23 protein-coding genes are annotated in these 19581 nt (G+C 70.3%); 16 read left to right on the top strand and 7 right to left on the bottom strand.

Going from position 1 to position 19581, the window contains the following annotated elements:
• Positions 1–383: 383 nt before the first annotated feature.
• The 3 genes from ACWDKQ_RS13980 to ACWDKQ_RS13970 form a co-directional block, all read right to left on the bottom strand.
• Positions 384–1070, bottom strand: a complete 687-nt coding sequence (locus ACWDKQ_RS13980; RefSeq protein ID WP_450139134.1) for an HAD family hydrolase — start codon at positions 1068–1070, stop codon at positions 384–386.
• Positions 1071–1116: 46 nt separating this feature from the next.
• Positions 1117–1296 carry a hypothetical protein gene (locus tag ACWDKQ_RS13975; protein ID WP_450139133.1) on the bottom strand — a complete coding sequence of 60 codons (180 nt, stop codon included), beginning with the start codon at positions 1294–1296 and terminating at the stop codon, positions 1117–1119.
• 201 nt (positions 1297–1497) lie between these two features.
• The gene (locus tag ACWDKQ_RS13970) at positions 1498–1908 is read right to left on the bottom strand and encodes a YjbQ family protein (protein WP_450139132.1); all 411 of its coding nucleotides are present in this window, start codon (positions 1906–1908) and stop codon (positions 1498–1500) included.
• A gap of 56 nt (positions 1909–1964) precedes the next feature.
• Between ACWDKQ_RS13970 and ACWDKQ_RS13965 the strand changes: the two genes are divergently transcribed.
• The 3 genes from ACWDKQ_RS13965 to ACWDKQ_RS13955 all read left to right on the top strand — a co-directional run bounded on the left by ACWDKQ_RS13965 (position 1965) and on the right by ACWDKQ_RS13955 (position 4688).
• On the top strand, positions 1965–2990 hold the full coding sequence (locus tag ACWDKQ_RS13965; protein ID WP_450139131.1) for an aminotransferase class V-fold PLP-dependent enzyme: 1026 nt from the start codon (positions 1965–1967) through the stop codon (positions 2988–2990).
• Positions 2991–3069: 79 nt separating this feature from the next.
• Positions 3070–3900, top strand: a complete 831-nt coding sequence (locus tag ACWDKQ_RS13960; RefSeq protein ID WP_450139130.1) for a hypothetical protein — start codon at positions 3070–3072, stop codon at positions 3898–3900.
• A 251-nt stretch (positions 3901–4151) separates the two neighbouring features.
• Positions 4152–4688, top strand: a complete 537-nt coding sequence (locus ACWDKQ_RS13955) for a GNAT family N-acetyltransferase (protein WP_450139129.1) — start codon at positions 4152–4154, stop codon at positions 4686–4688.
• A 128-nt stretch (positions 4689–4816) separates the two neighbouring features.
• On the opposite strand, the gene ACWDKQ_RS13950 is transcribed toward ACWDKQ_RS13955, so the two are convergent.
• Both ACWDKQ_RS13950 and ACWDKQ_RS13945 read right to left on the bottom strand, forming a co-directional pair.
• A complete protein-coding gene (locus tag ACWDKQ_RS13950) occupies positions 4817–5263 on the bottom strand; it encodes a ferritin-like domain-containing protein (protein ID WP_450139128.1) in 447 nt (148 codons plus the stop codon).
• Entirely contained in the window at positions 5260–5751 is a 492-nt protein-coding gene (locus ACWDKQ_RS13945; protein WP_450139127.1) for a hypothetical protein, read from the bottom strand. Before ACWDKQ_RS13945 ends, ACWDKQ_RS13950 begins: the two co-directional genes overlap by 4 nt.
• A 260-nt stretch (positions 5752–6011) precedes the next feature.
• On the opposite strand from ACWDKQ_RS13945, the gene rimP reads away from it, so the two are divergent.
• The 7 genes from rimP (at position 6012) to ACWDKQ_RS13910 (ending at position 13264) form a co-directional block, all read left to right on the top strand.
• The gene (gene rimP / locus ACWDKQ_RS13940; RefSeq protein WP_450139126.1) at positions 6012–6569 is read left to right on the top strand and encodes a ribosome maturation factor RimP; all 558 of its coding nucleotides are present in this window, start codon (positions 6012–6014) and stop codon (positions 6567–6569) included.
• Entirely contained in the window at positions 6566–7636 is a 1071-nt protein-coding gene (gene nusA / locus ACWDKQ_RS13935) for a transcription termination factor NusA (protein WP_450139125.1), read from the top strand. Before rimP ends, nusA begins: the two co-directional genes overlap by 4 nt.
• On the top strand, positions 7530–8063 hold the full coding sequence (locus tag ACWDKQ_RS13930) for a YlxR family protein (RefSeq protein ID WP_450139124.1): 534 nt from the start codon (positions 7530–7532) through the stop codon (positions 8061–8063). Before nusA ends, ACWDKQ_RS13930 begins: the two co-directional genes overlap by 107 nt.
• Positions 8064–8155: 92 nt before the next feature.
• Positions 8156–11134, top strand: a complete 2979-nt coding sequence (infB, locus tag ACWDKQ_RS13925) for a translation initiation factor IF-2 (protein WP_450139123.1) — start codon at positions 8156–8158, stop codon at positions 11132–11134.
• Positions 11135–11207: 73 nt separating this feature from the next.
• Positions 11208–11501: a DUF503 domain-containing protein gene (locus tag ACWDKQ_RS13920; protein WP_450139122.1), complete on the top strand. Its 294-nt coding sequence runs from the start codon at positions 11208–11210 to the stop codon at positions 11499–11501.
• Between the two features lie 141 nt (positions 11502–11642).
• The gene (rbfA, locus tag ACWDKQ_RS13915; protein WP_450139121.1) at positions 11643–12143 is read left to right on the top strand and encodes a 30S ribosome-binding factor RbfA; all 501 of its coding nucleotides are present in this window, start codon (positions 11643–11645) and stop codon (positions 12141–12143) included.
• Between the two features lie 143 nt (positions 12144–12286).
• Entirely contained in the window at positions 12287–13264 is a 978-nt protein-coding gene (locus tag ACWDKQ_RS13910) for a DHH family phosphoesterase (RefSeq protein WP_450139166.1), read from the top strand.
• Positions 13265–13541: 277 nt separating this feature from the next.
• On the opposite strand, the gene ACWDKQ_RS13905 is transcribed toward ACWDKQ_RS13910, so the two are convergent.
• Entirely contained in the window at positions 13542–14069 is a 528-nt protein-coding gene (locus ACWDKQ_RS13905) for a CGNR zinc finger domain-containing protein (RefSeq protein WP_450139120.1), read from the bottom strand.
• 68 nt (positions 14070–14137) lie between these two features.
• Here ACWDKQ_RS13905 and ACWDKQ_RS13900 point away from each other — a divergent pair, with 68 nt between their 5' ends.
• Positions 14138–15463 carry an MATE family efflux transporter gene (locus ACWDKQ_RS13900; RefSeq protein ID WP_450139119.1) on the top strand — a complete coding sequence of 442 codons (1326 nt, stop codon included), beginning with the start codon at positions 14138–14140 and terminating at the stop codon, positions 15461–15463.
• Between the two features lie 40 nt (positions 15464–15503).
• Here ACWDKQ_RS13900 and ACWDKQ_RS13895 read toward each other — a convergent pair whose 3' ends face one another.
• Positions 15504–15713 (bottom strand): peptide deformylase, encoded by a 210-nt coding sequence (locus tag ACWDKQ_RS13895; RefSeq protein WP_450139118.1) that lies wholly within the window; start codon positions 15711–15713, stop codon positions 15504–15506.
• A 72-nt stretch (positions 15714–15785) separates the two neighbouring features.
• On the opposite strand from ACWDKQ_RS13895, the gene truB reads away from it, so the two are divergent.
• The 5 genes from truB (at position 15786) to rpsO (ending at position 19534) form a co-directional block, all read left to right on the top strand.
• Positions 15786–16694, top strand: a complete 909-nt coding sequence (truB, locus tag ACWDKQ_RS13890; RefSeq protein ID WP_450139117.1) for a tRNA pseudouridine(55) synthase TruB — start codon at positions 15786–15788, stop codon at positions 16692–16694.
• A gap of 139 nt (positions 16695–16833) precedes the next feature.
• On the top strand, positions 16834–17820 hold the full coding sequence (locus ACWDKQ_RS13885) for a bifunctional riboflavin kinase/FAD synthetase (protein WP_450139116.1): 987 nt from the start codon (positions 16834–16836) through the stop codon (positions 17818–17820).
• 170 nt (positions 17821–17990) lie between these two features.
• Positions 17991–18473, top strand: coding sequence for a helix-turn-helix domain-containing protein (locus ACWDKQ_RS13880; protein WP_450139115.1), 483 nt, complete (start codon positions 17991–17993; stop codon positions 18471–18473).
• A 75-nt stretch (positions 18474–18548) separates the two neighbouring features.
• Entirely contained in the window at positions 18549–19118 is a 570-nt protein-coding gene (gene thpR / locus ACWDKQ_RS13875) for an RNA 2',3'-cyclic phosphodiesterase (RefSeq protein ID WP_450139114.1), read from the top strand.
• Positions 19119–19264: 146 nt separating this feature from the next.
• On the top strand, positions 19265–19534 hold the full coding sequence (gene rpsO, locus ACWDKQ_RS13870) for a 30S ribosomal protein S15 (protein WP_450139113.1): 270 nt from the start codon (positions 19265–19267) through the stop codon (positions 19532–19534).
• Positions 19535–19581: the final 47 nt, after the last annotated feature.

The raw sequence follows: 19581 nt of genomic DNA, 5'->3' as shown, positions 1-19581 counted from the left end.
TGACATCTGAGGAAACCGCGGCGGTGCCGGTTGCGGGGGCGGGTCAAGCGGCTGGCGCCGCTTGAAGGGCAAGAGCCCGCCCTACCGCACTTCAGACGATCGACCCTGCTGGCTAATTGGCGCGCTCCACCCAGCCGCCGCAACGCGTTCGGATCGGCCAGCCGTCGGCCCCGCTCTGCCAGTTCCCGCGCACGTTCGTGCCCGTTGTGGGGTCTTGGTGGCCGGCCGCATCAGCGCCCGGCAAAACCGCTCCCGGGCCGAGTCCGGGCCGACGAAGACGAACGCCATCCGGTGCTATTGGCGGTGCCGGATGTCGGCGGGATGCGCCGCGGCGTCGCGATAGCCGTCGCCGCGGTGCTGCTCGGTGCGGCGTCGGGGTGAGCTCACGACAGCGCGGCGAGCACCGCGTCGGTGTCGGCGAGGGTGGGCAGCACGGCGTGGGCACCGGCCGCGCGGAGGTCATCTTCGCTGCTGGTGCCGGTGGCCACGCCGACCGCGACGGCGCCGAAGCGCAGCGCTCCCGCGACATCGTGCGGCGTGTCGCCGATGACCACGACGGAGTCGGGGGAGATCGGCTTGCCGTGGCGGTCTTCGGTCTTGGCGACGGAGTCGGCGATCAGGTCGTGGCGGTGCACCGAGGCGGACCCGAAACCGCCGATCTCGAAGTCGATGTGGTGGTGCAGGTCGAACGATTCGAGCTTGTGGAAGGCGACTTCCGCGAGGTTCCCGGTGACCAGCGTCTGGGTGAACCCCGGCTCGGCGGCCAGCGCCGTCAGCGCCCGCGCCGCTCCCGACAGCGCGCTGCCGCGGTGCGACAGCTCGGCGCGCGTCTCGGCGACAGCACTGGTCAGCGCCGCGAACATGGCCGCGATCGTGGGCTCGTCGGGGGTGCTGCCATGGATCTCCAACACGTCGGTGGTGATCGCCAACTCGGTGCGGCCGGCGGTGTCCGGCATGCGTTGCAGCGCCTTGCCGGTCACGTCCGCGAGCGCGCGGCGGTACCAGCGGGAGCCGAAGCCCCGGGCGTCGATCAGCGTCAGGTCGATGTCCCACAGCACGAGTCGGGTCACCGCACCATCCTGCCAGCCGAACGTCCGGGGCGAGCCATGCCAGGTGTCAGGACGCGAGGTCGCTGCGGGCCGTTTCCGTGACGATCGACATGCCCACGACCGTCAGCGCGAGGCAGCAAACCAGCATGATCGTCACCGGCATCGCCGAATGCGTCGCCTGCAGCAGCGCCGCACCCGCCAGCGGCGCGGCGGCACCGGCGAGCACGGTGGCGGCCTGGTATCCCACCGAAATGTCACGAACGCAAAGATGCGCGCAGGATCGCCCCGCACAAGATCTTTGTTCGGATTGGCGAGTTTCCGCTCATCCTCCGCCGTTTCCCGTTCGCATCGAAGGTCCGATTTGTTGTCTTCCAGCCTCTGTGCGACTTCAAGCCTCGCGGCTGCGCCATCGGCCAGGATGAAAAGGCTCATCGCGGGATGAGTGAGCTCAGCCGGGTAGGAAGCTCAGGCGGACACGGCGGACCGGATTGTCCACATTGGTGTCCACCAGGCACACCGACTGCCAGGTGCCCAGTGCGAGCTCGCCGCCGAGCACCGGGATCGTTGCGTATGGCGGGACGAACGCGGGCAGCACGTGATCCCGGCCGTGCCCCGGCGAACCGTGCCGGTGCCGCCAGCGGTAGTCCGCGGGCAGCAGGTCCCGCAGCGCAGCGAGCAGGTCGTCGTCGCTGCCCGCGCCGGTCTCGATGATCGCCAGCCCGGCGGTTGCGTGCGGCACCCAGACGTTGAGCAGCCCGTCGCGGGCCCCGGCCGAACGCAGGAACCGGTCGCACTCCGCGCCCAGGTCGTAGACGACCTCCACGGAGCCGGTCCGGACCTCGATTTCCTCGCTTTGCATGGGTTCAACCGTAGGCAGCCGTACCGAATCGGCCCAGCCGGTGCGAGGATGCGGGCATGCGAGAGGCATTCGGTGCGAGCTTTGACGTCCCGGACGGCTACCTGAACACCGCGAGCATCGGCGTCCCGCCCGTGGACGCGGCCCGCGCGGTCGCCGAATCGGTAATGCGCTGGGGAAGCGGCCTGGACGGACCGGAGGACTTCGAACCGGCCGTGGCCACCGCGAGGACCGCGTTCGCCCGCCTGATCGGCACCACCCCGGACCGGGTGGCGATCGGAGCCACCGTTTCCCAACACGTCGGCCTGGTCGCCAGCAGCTTGCCGGCCGGGGCTCGCGTGCTGGTCGCCGCGAACGAGTTCACCAGCGTCGTCTTCCCCTTCGCCGCGCAGCGGGACAGGGGAATACGGGTGACCGAGGTCGAGCTCTCCGATATCGCCGAGCACGCCGCCGATCACGACGTGGTCGCGGTCAGTGTCGTGCAGTCCAGCGACGGCCGGATCGCCGATCTCGACGCCCTGCGGCAGGTCGCCGCGGCGAACTCGACGCGGGTGCTGCTCGACGTCACGCAAGCACTCGGTTGGCTGCCGTTGCAACTCGATTGGGCCGACTGGGTCGTGGGCGCGGCCTACAAGTGGCTGCTGTCGCCGCGCGGCGCCGCCTGGCTGGCGGTCCACCCGGATGCGCCCAAGATCCAGCCGAGCAGTGCGAACTGGTACGCAGGCCAGGACCCGTGGAGTTCCACCTACGGCCTGCCCCTGCGGCTGGCGAACGACGCCCGCGCGCTCGACCTCTCGCCCACGTGGTTGGCACAGGTCGGGGCGGCCGCGGCGATGGACTGGCTGGCTGGGATCGACATGACCGCTGTGGCCAAGCACTGCGTCGGGCTGGCCGACGAGTTCCGGACGGCCCTGGACCTGCCCGCCGCGGGCTCGGCGATCGTCTCGGTGCAGGTGCCCGACGCCGTGTCGAAGCTCACCGCGGCCGGGGTCGCCTGCGCGGCGCGGGCGGGCCGGGCCAGGCTGTCGTTCCACCTGTACAACACAGGTGCCGACGTCGAGCGCGCGGTGGTCGCGTTGCGATGAACATCAGGGGTGTCCATCTCGTAATCCGCGCCCGCTACCGTTGGTGCTCGTGTCGGACCGACAAGGTATGCCCGAAGAGATGACGGGAGCACAAGCCAACACGCAGCGTGAAACCACGCCGCTGCGCCGCGATAATTCGCTGATAAGGCCTGATCACGCGCCGGCGGTGCCAGCGGAAGAGGCCACCCGGCCTGCGTTCGTCGCGCCGCCCCGTCAGGACCTTCCCCACCCCGAACCGTCTCGCCCCGAACCGCCGCGCCTCGATGCGCCGCAACCGCAGGTGCACCAGCCGACGAGTCGGCAGGCCGCCCCGGTGGCGCAACCGCGCCGCATCACGCCTGCGGGCTGGCTGCTGCGAGGGCTCGGGTTGTTGGTGATCTCGGTGCTGTCCGGCCTGATCTGGCTGATGCTGAAGCCGGACAGCGGCGAGGAGGCCGCGCCGCCGCTGGACCTGCCGCGCTACCAGTTCACGCCGATCCACCGCGAAGAGGCGTTCCAGGGGTGCCAGAACGTCTCCACCGCGAAGATCAAGAGCTTCTTCCAGAAGCAGGAGTGCACGCACCTCACGCGGGCGCTCTACAGCACCACGCTGCCCGACGGCACCCGCGTGCTGACCTCGCTGGTCACCGTCCTGATGCCGGACGCGGCGACGGCGCAGCAGCTGAACGACCTGACCACCAAGGACGGCACGGGCAACATCCGGGACCTGGTCGACGACGGCCGGGACGGCACCAAGGACATGCCCGCGCTGGACGACGACGCCTACGCCTCGGACCGCCAGGATCGGCTGGTGGTAATCGGCGACTCGGCCTACTACGACAAGAACACGCCGAAGAAGGACTCGGCCCTGCTCGACGTGACCCGCGAAGTCCTGAAGCTCGGCTGGCCCCAGGAGCAGACCCCGCGCTGACACCCCGGGCACCCCGGCAGGTCCCACGCGACCCGGTTCGCTCCCGGCAGCGCCGCGTTTCCGCTGGTCAGTTCCTGCGAGTCAGCAAAATCGCCCACGGGGCTAGTTGGTCGGTGCCGCCGACAAGCCAGCCGAGAGCCGCTTCTCTGAACTGACGCATGTGTGCGCTAAGCCGAGGTCGACTACTGGTCGTCGGAAGAAGGCGCTGTCGGCGGCATGACAATGCGTTCGCCCGTGAGAGAGTTGCTGTCATGGCAGCTGGAGTGACACCGGGCCGCGAGGTTGTACTCGAGACGGATCGCCTGCTGCTCAGACCGTGGCGGGTAGCCGAGGCGGTCGTCCAGCGTGAGCTGTGGACCGAACGTGATCCACGAGTGCCGCCGCACCGCCGAATCGACGCGGATGGACACCCCACGGTCGCGGAGCTTGAGGATTCGATCCGCACCAACCAGCCATCGTCGATCGGGTTGCTCGCGGTCGAGCGGAAGGCCGCTCGTGACGTCATCGGCTACTGCGGGCTGATTGACAGCGGACGAGGATCGGAAGGGGAACTTGACCTGGCGTTCGAGCTGCTGCGCCGAGTCTGGCGTCAGGGATACGCGACCGAGGCCTCGTTGGCGGTTCTGGACTGGGCAAGATCGTCCGGGTACGAACGTCTGTGGGCCACGGTCCGGGAGTGGAACACCGCTTCTCGACGTGTGCTGGCCAAGGTCGGGTTCACCGAGACCGAGCGGAAGGAAGTGGACGCCGTCTACGGGACCACCCTATTCACCACGATACGGCTCTGACAAACCCGATCTATTGGCCTTGAAGGCCGGCTCCGAGTAGCGACGGCAGGCGTCAGCTGTCCCATTCCGAGTTCGTCCCAGGGGTAAGAACGGGGCCACCAGTGAACCCGCGTCGTCGACTGAGGAGGTCAGGGCTGGCCGGGGAAGGGTTGCACGGCCGGTTGCCTGCCGATGGTGAGCCGCCAGCGGGTGGCCCGGACCGCTGATGTGGTGAGGCCATCGAGCGCGATGCCGCGCAGCGCGGGGTCCTCCGTGTTCTCCAACACCGACCGCCAGCCGATCTCGCAGTCGTTCTCCGCCGTGACCAACAGACCGATCGCCGCCTCCTGGCCGCTCACCGGCCCCCCGACGGAGTACGCCGGCTGAGCCGCGGGCGGCGTCTGCGCCGCGTCGCGGAGCGTCCGCTCCGCGGTGTCGCGCAGCCTCTGGTGCTGCTCCATCGCGTCGTCGATCGCGCTGCGCACGCGAGGTTCGCCCGCGAACGCGCTCGCCAACCCGTACACCCACACGGCCGCGTGCTCCGCGCTCAACGCGCTGCGCAGCGCGTTGCCAGCTTCCTCCGAAAGCTCCGTCATCCGAGTACCTCCCGCAGGCTCGCGCAGCTCGCCGAGACCGACCCTGCCAGCCCGGCTCGGTAGGGTGGCAGCCCCGGTACCAGCTTGGCCGTTGCGTCCTGCGCCCGGGTCAGTGCATCGCGCAGCGCCTTCGTCGCTGCGTTCGCCGATCCCGGGGCCTGCTTCGGCGCCGGTTCGGGCACCGACGGCGGGTCTTTCGGATCGCGCGGGGCGAGTCGGTCGATCTCGCGCTGCATCGCGTCGGCGTGCGCGCGGCGCGCGGTGGCGATCTCGTTGGCGGCGTCGGCCAGTTCCGAATGCGACTGCGCGATCACCTTCGCGAGCTGGGCGTCGGATTTCGCTGCCGCCGCCAGTGCCAACAGCGGGTCGGGCTCGTCGGGTGCCGAGCTGCACGCCGCGGTCAACGCGGCGGCTGCCGGCACGGCCGCGAACAGCCGCAGCACGCTCCGCCGCCCCAGCACCGACCTGGCTCGCGAGGGGGATTCCACGCCGTCCTATCCTGCCAGGCGATCACCCGGCCGAACGCCCCGGCACCGCCGGTGGTGATCCGCACGGTCGCCGACTCGATCCGCCGATCGTTGGGGTCCCATGCCGCGCTCGGGTGCGGGTGGACGCGATACGCTGGGCGACCGCGGCCCGCACGGGCAGCATGGTCGTGCCGGTACCGCGGGCCGACCGGCCCCGCGACCCGGTGCCGCGATGTTGCCAGGTCTGTACAGACCCCGATCGAAATTTAGGGAGTGCCAACGTGTCCAGCCCGCCGCGCGGTGCGATCACCGCGCAGCTGGAGCCCGTCGTAGCCGAGGCCGTGGCTCGAATGGGCTTCGACCTGGAGGAGTTCGACGTGCAGCAGGCCGGCCGCCGTCGGCTGATCAAGGTCGTCATCGACTCCGACGACGGGGTCGGGCTCGACCAGATCTCCGACGTCAGTCGCGCGGTGTCGGAGGTGCTGGACGCGCATGAGCACGTCCTGGCCGGCTCCTACACGCTGGAGGTCACTTCGCCGGGCGTGGACCGGCCGCTGACCCGCGCGCGGCACTGGCGGCGGGCGCGCTACCGGCTGGTCAAGATCAGGTTCACCGGCGGCGAGAAGTTGGTGGCGCGGGTCGGGGAAGCCGATGATGAAGGCGTCACGGTGCTCTTCGGCGGCGAACTGCGCCGGGTGGCCTACCGTGATGTCGAACGCGCGGTGGTCGAGGTGGAGTTCCAGCAGCCACCGGCGGAGGATTTGGTCAAGCTGGAGCGTGCTGCGGGCGGCGTTTCCCAAGCGGGGGACGACCGGGAAGACACGGAGGAGTCGAGGTGAACGTCGACATCGCGGCGCTGCGTGCGATCGAACGCGACAAGGACATCCCGTTCGAGACGGTCCTGGAAGCAATCGAATCGGCGCTGCTCACCGCATACCGCCACACCGAGGGGCATGAGTCGCACGCGCGGGTGGAGGTGGACCGCAAGACCGGTGTCGTGCGGGTCATCGCGCACACCCTGGCCGCCGACGGGAGCGTGCAGGAGGAATGGGACGACACCCCGGAGGGCTTCGGGCGGATCGCGGCGACCACCGCCCGGCAGGTCATCCTTCAGCGCCTGCGCGACGCCGAGCACGAGCGGACCTTCGGCGAGTTCGCCGCCAAGGAAGGTGAGATCCTCGGCGGCGTCATCCAACGCGACGCCCGGGCCAACTCCCGCGGCATGGTCATCGTGCAGGTCGGGGACAGCGAAGGTGTGATTCCCGCCGCGGAGCAGGTGCCCGGCGAGAACTACGAGCACGGCACCCGGATCAAGTGCTACGTCGTCGGGGTGTCCCGGAGCGCGCGCGGACCGCAGATCACGCTGTCGCGCACCCACCCGAACTTGGTGCGGCGGCTGTTCGCGCTGGAGGTGCCGGAGATCGCCGACGGCACCGTGGAGATCCCCGCGGTGGCGCGGGAGGCCGGGCACCGCTCCAAGATCGCGGTGCGTTCGACGGTCAGCGGCGTCAACGCCAAGGGCGCCTGCATCGGGCCGATGGGCGCCCGGGTGCGCAACGTGATGAGCGAGTTGGGTGGCGAGAAGATCGACATCATCGACTACTCGGACGACCCGGCGACCTTCGTCGGCAACGCGCTGTCGCCGGCCAAGGTAGTCTCGGTGGAGGTCGTCGACGAGCGGACCAAGACCGCTCGGGTTGTCGTGCCGGATTTCCAGCTCTCGCTGGCGATCGGCAAGGAAGGCCAGAACGCTCGGCTGGCGGCGCGGCTGACCGGCTGGCGGATCGACATCCGCAGCGATGCCGACCCCGGTGAACCCACCAGCGCGGCGGCCCAGCCACCGGCGCAGGCGTCCGGGCTCGACCCCGCGGTGGAAGGTCTGCCGACCGTGGGTTCGGCCGAGTAACGTCGTCGGGTTAGAATCACAGGAGGTTCGACGCGAGGGAGCGACAATCCGCACACGTGTGTCCGGCGAACGCGGCGAGAGCCGTGGACCGGTACGTACTTGCGTGGGGTGCCGTGCCCGGACGTCGTCCTCTGAGCTGCTGCGAGTGGTGGCTGAGGTCGATCGGGCGGGTCCCGTCGCTGTTCCCGATCCACGACGTCGGCAACCGGGCCGGGGAGCATGGCTGCACCCCGATCCGGGGTGCCTTCGTCTGGCCGAGCGGCGCCGGGCTTTTCCGCGTGCACTGCGTGTGCCGGGAGCCCTGGACACCTCAGCCGTGCAGGCCCACCTGAGTGCCGGGCAACCGCAGCTGGCGGCTCAGGACATGACCGACGCGGGATTCGTCCCGCGCCAGGCAACTGAAGGAAAGCAGGTCGACCCGTCATGAATCAGCCGTGAAGCTGAAGCCATGAACGCGCATCGGCGATAGGACGAGGTCGAGCGGGACTGCCGCCCGGCCTCACCCAGATGAGGAGAGCAGTGGCAGGCAAGGCCCGCGTACATGAGCTCGCCAAAGAGCTCGGTGTTACCAGCAAGGAAGTTCTGAACAAGCTCGCCGAGCAGGGCGAGTACGTGAAGTCCGCGTCGTCCACCGTGGAAGCCCCGGTGGCGCGCAGGCTGCGCGACGCGCTCGCCAAACCCTCGGCGTCGAGGAAAAGCGACGCCAGCGGTGGCGGCAAGCCCGCTCCGGCAGAGCCCAGGCCGTCCCGCGCCGAAGCGGCGGCGCCGAAGCCTGGACCCAAGCCCGGTCCGCGCCCCGAAGGGCCGGCCGGTGAGCGTCCCAAGCCCGGCCCCAAGCCGGGTCCGAAGCCGACCCCCAAGCCCGAGCCGGAGTTCAAGGCGGTCGAGCAGGTTCCGGCTGCCAAGGCCGAGACCCGACCGGGGCCGGGCCCCAAGACCGAGAACAGGCCTGCATCGGGCCCCAAACCCAGTCCCAAGCCGCGCCCGAAGCAGGGCGGCGACGGCGATGCAGGTGTGGTTCCGCCGCGCCCGAAGGCACCCAAGCCTGGACCGCGGCAGCCGCGCGTCGGCAACAACCCGTTCGGCGTCGGCAGCGGAGCGCCGCAGCAGCGGCCGCCGCGGCCGGGCCCGGGTGGCCGTCAGGGCGGCGGGCAGGGCCCCGGCCGCCAGCACGGCGGTCACGGTGGTCCCGGTGGCCAGCGCCAGGGCGGCGGTCAGGGTGCCGGCACGGCACCGGCCGCGGGCAACGCGCCACGCGGTGACGGTGGCTCGCGCCCGAACCCGGGCATGATGCCGCCCCGTCCCAACCCCGGCATGATGCCGCCCCGTCCGCCGCGCAGCGGTGGCGGTCCCGGCGGCGGCCGTGGTGGCGGCGGTCGTGGTGGACCTGGCGGTGGTGGCGGCGGCGGTCGTCCCGGCGGTGGTGGCGGCGGTCGTCCCGGTGGGGGCGGCGGCGGCTTCCGTGGCGGCGGCGGTGGCGGCGGCGGTGCGCCCAGCGGCGCTCCGGCCGGCGGTGGCTTCCGCGGTCGTCCCGGCGGCGGCGGTCGTCCGGGCGGTCCCGGTGGTCGCGGCGGTGCGGCCGGTGCGTTCGGTCGCCCCGGCGGTCCGGCCAAGCGCGGTCGCAAGTCGAAGCGGCAGAAGCGCCAGGAGTACATGGAGAACATGCAGGCGCCGTCGGTCGGCGGCGTCCGCCTCCCGCGCGGCAGCGGCGAGACCGTTCGCCTGCGCCGTGGTGCTTCGCTGACCGACTTCGCCGAGAAGATCAACGCCAACCCGGCTTCGCTGGTGCAGGCGATGTTCCACCTCGGTGAGATGGTCACCGCGACCCAGTCCGTCTCCGACGAGGTGCTGGAGCTCCTCGGCCAGGAGATGAACTACAAGATCGAGATGGTCAGTCCGGAGGACGAGGACCGGGAGCTGCTGGAGTCGTTCGACATCAGCTACGGCGACCCGGGCAGCTCCGAGGACGAGCTGGCGGCCCGTCCGCCGGTGGTGACCGTCATGGGTCACGTCGACCACGGCAAGACGCGACTGCTGGACACCATCCGGAAGACGAACGTGCAGGCCGGCGAGGCCGGTGGCATCACCCAGCACATCGGTGCCTACCAGGTCATCACCGAGCTGGAAGGCAACAAGCGGCCGATCACGTTCATCGACACCCCTGGTCACGAGGCGTTCACCGCCATGCGTGCCCGTGGTGCCAAGTCGACCGACATCGCCGTGCTGGTGGTGGCCGCCGACGACGGCGTCATGCCGCAGACGGTGGAGGCGATCAACCACGCCCAGGCGGCCGGTGTGCCGATCGTGGTCGCGGTCAACAAGATCGACGTCGAGGGTGCGAACCCGGCCAAGATCCGCCAGCAGCTGACCGAGTACAACCTGGTCGCTGAGGAGTACGGCGGCGACACCATGTTCGTCGACATCTCGGCGAAGCAGGGCACCAACATCGACAACCTGCTCGAGGCGATCCTGCTCACCGCGGACGCCGCGCTGGACATGCGGGCCAACCCGCACATGCCCGCCCAGGGTGTGGCGATCGAGGCTCACCTCGACCGCGGTCGAGGCCCGGTGGCCACGGTGCTGGTGCAGCGGGGCACGCTGCGGGTCGGCGACTCGGTGGTTGCCGGCGACGCCTACGGTCGCGTCCGCCGGATGATCAACGAGAACGACGAGGACGTCTCCGAGGCGCTGCCGTCGCGGCCGGTGCAGGTCATCGGCTTCACGTCGGTGCCGGGTGCGGGCGACACCTTCCTGGTGGTCGACGAGGACCGGGTGGCCCGGCAGATCGCCGACCGCCGCGGGGCCCGCATCCGCGAGGCGCAGAACGCGGCCAAGCGCAAGCGGGTCAGCCTCGAGGACCTGGACAAGGTGCTCAAGGAGACCAACCAGCTGAACCTGATCATCAAGGGTGACAACTCGGGTACCGTCGAGGCGCTCGAAGAGTCCCTGATGAAGATCGAGGTCGGCGACGAGGTCGAGCTCCGGGTGATCCACCGCGGCGTCGGTGGCATCAACGAGTCGGACATCAACCTCGCCACCGCGGAGAACACCATCGTCCTTGGCTTCAACGTCCGGGCCGAGGGCAAGGCGACCGAGGTCGCCAACCGCGAGGGCGTGGAGATCCGGTACTACTCGGTGATCTATCGCGCGATCGAGGAAATCGAGCAGGCCCTCAAGGGCATGCTCAAGCCCGAGTACGAGGAAGTCGAACTGGGCAGGGCCGAGGTCCGCGAGGTCTTCAAGTCCTCCAGGATCGGTTCCATCGCTGGTTGCATGGTCACCGGCGGCATCATCAAGCGCAACGCCAAGGCACGCCTGCTGCGGGACAACGTGGTGGTCGCCGAGAACCTCAGCATCAACTCGCTGAAGCGGTTCAAGGACGACGCGACCGAGGTCCGCGAAGGCTTCGAATGCGGTCTGACCCTGGGGTCGTACAACGACATCAAGGTCGGAGACGTCATCGAGCCCTACGAGATGCGCGAGAAGCCGCGCGACTGAGCCGGTACTACGCAGGGGGTCGTCGCTTCGGCGGCCCCCTGCGCAGCGGTTCGTTCCCGCGTGAGGAACACCCATGTACGTTGGTGTGCTCGAACTGGACGTCCTGCTTGGCGACGTCCACTCCCTGAAGCAGAAGCGCGCTGTCGTCCGGCCCGTGGTGGCCGAGCTGCGGCGGCGCTTCGAGGTTGCCGTCGCCGAGGCCGGGAACCAGAACCTGCACCGCCGCGCGCTGTTCGGCGTAGCGGCGGTCTCCGGTGACGCCGCGCACGTGCGCGATGTGCTGGACGCGTGCGAGCGCCTGGTCGCCGCACGCCCCGAACTCGAATTGCTCTCGGCCCGACAGCGCATGCTGGGGCCGGAGGACTAGGAGCTCTTCGTGGTCGTTTTGCGTCGGGTGCGGGTGGCGGGACCTCAGGCGCCACCTGCGGCGGTGCGAACGGAGTCCCACACCGCAAGCGGCTGGCACCGCTTGTCAAATGAACTGAACTTTCCCCGAAGGAGGTGCGCTGTGGCGGATACGGCGCGCGCCCGCAGGCTCGCCAAGCGCATCGCGCAGATCGTGGCATCCGGGCTGGAGCACGAGGTGAAGGACCCGCGGCTGGCGATGGTGACGGTCACCGACGCGCGGGTCACCCCCGACCTGCGGGACGCCACTGTGTACTACACGGTGTTCGGCGACGACGCCGACTACGCCTCGACCGCCGCGGCGCTGGCCAGTGCGACCGGGGTGCTGCGGTCCCGGGTGGGCCAGCAGACCGGCGTCCGGTTCACCCCGACGCTGACCTTCGTCGCGGACACCGTGCCGGACAACGCGCGACGGATGGAGGAGCTGCTCGCCAAGGCCAAGGAGGCCGACGATGAGGTGGCCCGACTGGCTTCCGGCGCGGTGCCCGCCGGCGACGCCGACCCGTACCGCACCAGCACCGACGATGACGAACTCGCCACCGACGGTGCGGACCTGGAGTCGTTTTCCGACGCCGATGTGCGTCGTGGGCCACAGAGTGGTTGAGTCGCAGCGCAGCATCAGGTGCGTTGGACATCGGTGGTCAGCACGGCCGCCGATGTCGTGGAGGTGAACCTGTGCGCGGGCAACTCGAATCCGGCCGCTGCGGCGGCGGTCCTTCGACCGGCGTCGACCCGGTCGCACCCGCCATTGCCGAGGCCGCCCGCAAGCTGACCGAAGCCTCGGACGTGACGCTGTTCGCGCACATCAACCCGGACGCCGACGCACTCGGCAGTGCGTTGGCGCTGGGGAGGGTGCTGCGGCGGCGGGGCTGCACGGTCCGCGTGTCGTTCGGGAAACCCGAGCTGCCGCCGTTCTCGCTGCGCGATCTGGACGGCGACGGGCTGGTGGTGCCCGCGGACGAGGTGTCCGCCGCGCCGCCGCTGCTGGTCGTCTGCGACACCGGGAGCCTGCAGCGGCTCGGTCTGCTCGCCGATCGGGTGCCTGCGACGATCGCCGCCGGCGGCGACGTCATCGTGATCGACCACCACGTGTCGAACACCCGCTTCGGCACGCTGCACGTGGTCGACGAGCACGCTGAGGCAACGGTGATGATCGTGCTGCGGTTGCTCGACGAGCTCGGCGAGGAGCTCGATCTGCCTATCGCTCGGTGCCTCTACGCGGGCCTGGTCACCGACACCCGTTCGTTCCGGCACGCCAGCGCTTGGACGCACCGGGTGGCGGCGCGGCTGTTGGAGGCCGGGGTGGACCCCGAAGCGACGACGCGGCCGCTGCTGGACACGCATCCGTTCGACTGGCTGAGCATGCTTTCCGGCGTGTTGGGCGAAGCCCAGCTGGAGCCGACCGCGGCGCAGGGACTGGGGCTGGTGCACGCGACGGTTCGGCTGGCGCAATCCGACGGCCTGCGCAGCGAGGACGTGGACAGCGTCATCGACGTGGTGCGTACGACCAGCGAGGCAGAGGTCGCGGCGGTGCTCAAGGAGACCGCGCCGCAGCACTGGTCGGTGTCCCTGCGAGCCGACAGCCGCGTCGACGTAGGTCACGCCGCTGCTGCCTGCGGCGGTGGCGGGCACCGGCTCGCATCCGGCTTCACGGCGCAGGGCCCGGCCGAGGACATCATCGCGGCGCTGCGCAAAGCCCTCGACGAGGCCCCGCTCCTGGACTGACGCCTCCCCGCGAGCTGTACGCGCGTGAAGGCCGCTGAGGACCCTGGCGGTGCCCGGTTGTGAGTGTGGGCTATGCGCCTTCGGCGCATGCGACGACATCGCGTCGTGGGACTTCAGGTGTCGCGGCTGCGGATCGGCCAGGATGAACAGGCTCAATGGAAATTGCGGACCTCGGCGGACTCCGGCGGGCCTCATCTTCGGCGGGTCTTTGGCGGGTAGGGGCGCGACACGGTGACGGCTGTGGGCAGCTCCGAATCGAATCCGAATCGGCGCCAGGTCAGGCTCGTCGGCGGGCTCGGAAGGCTGCGACATGTATCCGATTCGCGCAGCGGGGGCTGCAGAAGCGCTTGGCCTGGTTCGTCGAGGTGTCCAGGAAGTAGGTGCCGCAGCCCTCGGCTCCGCAGCGTCCCCAGCGTGTAGTGCCGTGCTGGACGACACCCTGTGCCAAGCCCCACGCGGCGGACGCGGCGACCTCGTCGACCGCCGGTGCGTCCGGTCCGGCCACGTGGACGTGCCAGTTGGGGGTGCCGTCGCGGCCTCCGTGCCCGGACAGCCTGGGCCGGGGCGGGTGCGCCGACAGCAGTGCGTTGATCTCCGCGAGCACGGTCTCGCTGTCGTCGGACACCATCGCGTCGAGCGCCCGGCGCAGCCTGTCCGCCACGCCGCGCAGCACCGGCAGGTCTGGTTCGTGCAGCCGGTCGGCCCACCACGGCTCGTCGTGGAGTGCGGCACGCACCGATTCCAGGGTGCTCAGGTCGGCGCTAGCGAGCCTGAGCGCCACCGCTGCGTAATCAGCGTTGTCCATGGGCGGTCCTTACCGTACCCTGCCTGTCAGGGGTGAACCCGTCGATCACAGCTTACCGGGAGGCCAGCGTGTCCGATCTGGGGGAGCGCGTAGCGCCGCGCAAACTGCTGGCGCTCGCGGTACCGGCGCTGGGGGTGCTAGCCGCCGAACCGCTATACGTGCTCGTCGACACCGCCGTCGTCGGACACCTCGGCGCGGTCCCGCTGGCCGGACTGGCGCTCGGCGGCACGCTGTTCACGCTGGTGTCGAGCCAACTGACGTTCCTCACCTACGGCACGACGGCGCGGACTGCGCGGCTGCACGGTGCCGGACGCCGCAAGGACGCCGTCGCCGAAGGCGTGCAGGCGACTTGGTTGGGGGTATGCGTCGGCGTGGTGCTCCTGCTGCTCGCGCAGCTGGTGGCGGTCCCAGTGGCCGAACTGCTCGCCGGGCCCGGCCCGGTGGCCGACGCGGCCGGCACCTGGATGCGCATCGCGCTCTGCGGCGCGCCGATGGTGCTGATCACGATGGCGGGCAACGGCTGGATGCGCGGCGTGCAGGACACCGCACGTCCGCTGCGCTACGTGCTGGTCGGTAACGGTGTCTCGGCAGTGCTGTGCCCGATGTTCGTCTACCCCTTCGGCTGGGGCCTGGAGGGTTCGGCGGTCGCGAACCTGATCGGCCAGACGATCGCCGCCGCGCTGTTCCTGCGGGCGCTGGTCGTCGAACGGGCGCCGCTGAGGCCGGATCCCGCGAAGATGCGCGCCCAGCTCGGGCTCGGCCGCGACCTGGTGCTGCGGACGCTGGCGTTCCAGGCGTGCTTCCTGTCGGCGACGTCGGTCGCGGCTCGGACCGGCGCGGAGACAGCCGCCGCGCACCAGGTGGTCTGGCAACTGTGGACTTTCTTGGCGCTCGTGCTCGACTCGCTGGCGATCGCTGCTCAGTCGCTGGTCGGTGCCGCGCTCGGCGCCGGTTCCGCGCCGCGGGCCAAGGGGATCGCCAGGCAGGTCACCTGGTACGGCTTGGCGTTCGGCGCGGTGCTCGGGTTGGTGTTCGCGGCACTGTCCGGTGTGCTGCCGACGTTGTTCACCACCGACGGCGCGGTGTTGTCTGAGATCCCGCACGCGTGGTGGTTCTTCGTGTTCCTGCAGCCGGTCGCGGGCGTGGTGTTCGCGCTGGACGGGGTTTTCCTCGGTGCCGGCGACGCGGCCTACCTGCGCACCGCGACGTTGTTGAGCGCGGCCAGCGGCTACCTGCCGCTGATCTGGCTGTCGCTGGCGTTCGGCTGGGGCCTGGCCGGGATCTGGACCGGCCTGAGCCTTTTCATGGTCCTGCGCCTGATCACGCTGCTGCTGCGGGCCCGCTCCGGCCGATGGGCCGTCGTCGGCGCAACACCGGCACCAGCCACCGCGTAAGCACCCCGTGGCCAGCGGGAACGCGCCGGCCACCGGGTGGTCACTGCCAGCACCAGTCCTGCTCGCGGACCTGGCGGTAGGCGTCTCGGCGGTGCTCCGAGTCGAGGCGCTGTATGTAGACCACGCCGTCGAGGTGGTCGGTCTCGTGCTGCAGGCAGCGCGCCATCAGTCCGCTGCCCAACACCGTGATCGGCTCGGTCGCCATGCGCAACGCCGGGTCGCCGAGGCGCCTGATCGTTCGGAACACCACCGGCAAACCTCCTCATCACCGCGCGCCACCCTGGCGACGCGCCCCGCTCCGGGTCGGGGAAGATGGTGCCTCGTGTCCGAACGCTCCCGCAAAACGCGTCCCACCGTTTCGCCCGGCCTGCTGGTGATCGACAAACCGGCGGGGATGACCTCGCACGACGTCGTGTCTCGGGTCCGCCGCATCATGGGCACCCGCCGCGTCGGGCACGCCGGGACGCTGGACCCGATGGCCACCGGAGTGCTGGTTCTCGGCTTGGAGCGGGCCACCAAGCTGCTCGGCCACCTCGCCCTGGACACCAAGGCCTACCTCGCCACGATCCGGCTGGGCGCGACCACCACCACCGACGACGCCGAGGGCGACGTGATGTCCGAAGTGGACGCGTCCGCAGTGGATGAGGAGGCGATCCGGGCCGGGATAGCGGAACTGACCGGCGACATCCAGCAGGTGCCTAGCGCCGTCAGTGCGGTGAAGGTCAACGGTCGGCGCGCCTACGAACTGGCGCGCAACGGCGAGAGCGTGGAGTTGGCCGCGCGCGCGGTCACGGTGTCGCGCTTCGACGTGCTGGCGCTGCGCCGCACCGAGCGGACGACCGACCTGGACGTGCTGGTCGAATGCTCGTCGGGCACCTACGTGCGCGCGCTGGCGCGGGACCTGGGCGCCGGGCTCGGTGTCGGCGGGCACCTCGCCGAACTCCGCCGCACCCGGGTCGGTCCGTTCGGGCTGGTCACGGCGCGAACCCTGGAGCAGTTGGAGTCCGAGCCCGGGTTGTCGATGAGCCTGGACCAGGCGGTCGAGGCCGCGTTCCCGCGCCGCAACGTGGACTCCACCGTCGCCAGGGCCCTCTCGCACGGCCAGGTGGTGCCGGCGGCCGGGGTCGAGGGCCTCTACGGGATGTTCGATCCGGACGGTCGCGCGGTCGCCCTGGTCCGCGACCGCGGCCGGACCGCGAAGGCGGTGTTGCTGATCATTCCGGCGAACTGATCGAGCCCGGACGAGTCCCCTTGATTCGCAACCGTTTTCGGCGCAACCCCTGTCCCACTCGGCCGCCCGTGCCGCGTGATCTGCGGCACGGGCGGTGGCGTGCCGGTGCCCGGGTGGCGGCGCAGTAGGCTTCCTGGTCGTGCAGCGATGGCGTGGTTTGGAGCAGACCCCCGGTGGCTGGGGCCGGTGCGTAGTCACTATCGGCGTCTTCGACGGGGTGCACCGCGGGCACCAGCAGTTGATCACGCACGCGGTGCAGCAGGCCCGCCGCCGCAACGTGCCCTGCGTGCTGATGACCTTCGACCCGCACCCGTCCGAGGTGGTCCGCGCGGGTAGTCACCCGGCGCAGCTGACCACCCTGCGGCGGCGCGCCGAACTCGTCGAACAACTCGGCGTAGATGTCTTCTGCGTGCTGCCGTTCACCCGCGAGGTCTCGCGCATCCCGGCCGAGGAGTTCGTGCACGCGATGCTGGTGGAACGGTTGCACGCGGCGGAGATCGTGGTCGGCGAGAACTTCACCTTCGGCCACAAGGCGGCCGGCAACATCGAGCTGCTGGCCAAGCTCGGCGAGCGGTTCGGCTTCGAGGTCGAGTCCGATGCGCTGGTTTCCGGGCCGGTGCAGCGCTCCGATGCCGCGGACGGAACTTCGGTGACCTTCTCCTCGACCTACATCCGCTCCTGCATCGACGCCGGCGACGTCGTCGCGGCCGCCTCCGCGCTGGGCCGCTACCACCGGCTGGAGGGCATCGTGGTGCGCGGCGCCGGGCGCGGTGGCAAGGAACTCGGCTTCCCGACCGCCAACCTGTCCACCCCGCCCCACACGGCGATCCCGGCCGACGGCGTGTACGCGGCGTGGTTCACGCACCGCCTACGTGGCTCGAAGGGGCAGGGGAAGACCCTGCCGGCGGCGGTGTCGGTTGGCAGCAACCCGACCTTCTCCGGCACCGAGCGCACCGTCGAGGCGTACGTGCTGGACGTCGACGCCGACTTCTACGGCGAGCACGTCGAACTGGACTTCGTGCAGCGCCTGCGGTCGATGGAGCGCTACGACACGGTCGACGCGCTGATCGAGCAGATGCACCAGGACGTCGCCGAAACCCGGCGCATCCTGGGGGCGGACGGGTGAGACCCGGCAGGCCGACCCCCCGAACGGAGCAGTTGCGTCGGCTGCCCGGCGCACCGCGAGTGGAACATATTTCGGATTCCCGTCCGCGCCCGGCCGGTGACCTGGCAGTATTCACAGCCGAACCAGCAGCCGTCCGCGGCCGGGTCGGCGCCGACACGGGGGGAGCGAAGGTGACGGAGAGCAGCAACGTCCAGCGGAACCTGGCGCTGCAACGGCAGTGGTACGGCGAGCCGCTGGGGGACCGGGTACGCCGACTGGTCGTTGCGTTCCGCATCTCGCAGGCCCAACTCGCCGAGGTCCTCGGGATCAGCGCACCGATGCTCAGCCAGGTGATGAGCGGGCGGCGCGCCAAGATCGGCAACCCGTCGGTGTTGGCCCGGCTCGTGATGCTGGAGCGCAAGGTGCTCATCCCCGGGGTTGCCGTGGGCGAGTCGGACGCGATCAAGCAGGCCCTAGAGGACGTCCGGCAGTCACAACCGTCGGTGGGGCGCGACAACTTCCCGGTCATGCACGCGGCCAACGGCGAGGAAGCCGCCTGGCCGGTGCTGCGCGAGGTGGCCAAACCCGGCGAACTGGAGGCGGCGGCGTCGCTGCTCGAAGGTCGCTACCCGGCGCTGGCGCAGTTGCTCCGCCGCGCCGCCAACGGAGACTGACCACCTTCCCCTGATTCGATTCCAACGGAAATCGGCGGGTCGATTTCCATTGAAATCGCACGGACACTGGGGAGCATGCGTCTGTTCACCGCGTTGTGGCCGTCAGAAGAGGCGGTGCGGCACCTGGCGTCGACAGTCGACAGGCTCCGCCCGGACCGAGTGGCCAAGGCCACCGCTGGACTGCGCAAGTTCCGCTTCACGCCTTCGCAGCGCTGGCACCTGACGCTGCGCTTCCACGGCGACGACGCCGACCAGCAGCACGTGATCGAGAGACTGGACCACCGCGTCGCCCGCCTGCTGGAGGCCGAACCGGCGCCGCCGCGGCTCCGGCTGGCCGGTGCTGGGGCATTCCGCGGCGTGCTGTGGATCGGCGTCGAGCCGGGCACCGATTCCGACGACGCCGCGCTACGCGCGCTGGTGCGCGCGGCCGGGAGCGATCCACGCGGTTACACAGCGCATCTCACCATCGCCCGATGGGCCGCCGGGCACGCCGATCGGGAGCTGCTGCCCGGGCTGTTCGCCGGCTACGCCGGTCCTTGGTGGCAGTCGCGCGAGCTGGCCGTGGTGCGCAGTGACCTGCAGGAAGGCGGCCGCGAGTACCGGACGGTGTACCGCGTCGCGGTGACGCGCGAGACGCCGGGCTAACCCGGTAGTGCAGTCCTTCCCTGTTATCCTGGCCTGTGGAACGGCTGCAGTCCGTGGTGGCCGAATCTGGTCGATCGCGCGTCGACCCGCTACCCGACCGGCTGGTCGGGCACAGCTGACACGGGACATCGAAGGAGAATCAACTCGTGGCGTTGTCCACTGATGACAAGAAGCAGATCCTGGCCGAGTACGGCCTGAAGGACGGCGACGCCGGTTCGCCGGAGGCCCAGGTGGCCCTGCTGACCAAGCGGATCACCGGGCTGACCGAGCACCTCAAGCAGCACAAGCACGACCACCACTCGCGTCGTGGCTTGCTGCTGATGGTCGGCCGCCGCCGCCGGCTGCTCAACTACCTGACCAAGGTGGACATCGAACGCTACCGTTCGCTGATCCAGCGACTCGGTCTGCGTCGTTGACGAAAGAACGACGCTGCCTTCGCAGTGCCGCCAGAGTTGATCGCGGT

Source organism: Saccharopolyspora sp. NPDC000995, assembly GCF_053599315.1.
The sequence above is the reverse complement of the archived record's forward strand: the minus strand, read 5'-3'. Positions and strand labels throughout refer to the sequence as shown.

What these genes read in the sequence shown, in the direction of transcription:
- ACWDKQ_RS13970 (WP_450139132.1), bottom strand. Translation starts at nt 1,908, where the DNA reads ATGCAAAGCGAGGAAATCGAGGTCCGGACCGGCTCCGTGGAGGTCGTC.
- ACWDKQ_RS13930 (WP_450139124.1), top strand. Translation starts at nt 7,530, where the DNA reads ATGCCGACCCCGGTGAACCCACCAGCGCGGCGGCCCAGCCACCGGCGC.
- ACWDKQ_RS13960 (WP_450139130.1), top strand. Translation starts at nt 3,070, where the DNA reads ATGACGGGAGCACAAGCCAACACGCAGCGTGAAACCACGCCGCTGCGC.
- ACWDKQ_RS13955 (WP_450139129.1), top strand. Translation starts at nt 4,152, where the DNA reads ATGGCAGCTGGAGTGACACCGGGCCGCGAGGTTGTACTCGAGACGGAT.
- thpR (WP_450139114.1), top strand. Translation starts at nt 18,549, where the DNA reads ATGCGTCTGTTCACCGCGTTGTGGCCGTCAGAAGAGGCGGTGCGGCAC.
- ACWDKQ_RS13965 (WP_450139131.1), top strand. Translation starts at nt 1,965, where the DNA reads ATGCGAGAGGCATTCGGTGCGAGCTTTGACGTCCCGGACGGCTACCTG.
- ACWDKQ_RS13905 (WP_450139120.1), bottom strand. Translation starts at nt 14,069, where the DNA reads ATGGACAACGCTGATTACGCAGCGGTGGCGCTCAGGCTCGCTAGCGCC.
- ACWDKQ_RS13920 (WP_450139122.1), top strand. Translation starts at nt 11,208, where the DNA reads ATGTACGTTGGTGTGCTCGAACTGGACGTCCTGCTTGGCGACGTCCAC.
- ACWDKQ_RS13950 (WP_450139128.1), bottom strand. Translation starts at nt 5,263, where the DNA reads ATGACGGAGCTTTCGGAGGAAGCTGGCAACGCGCTGCGCAGCGCGTTG.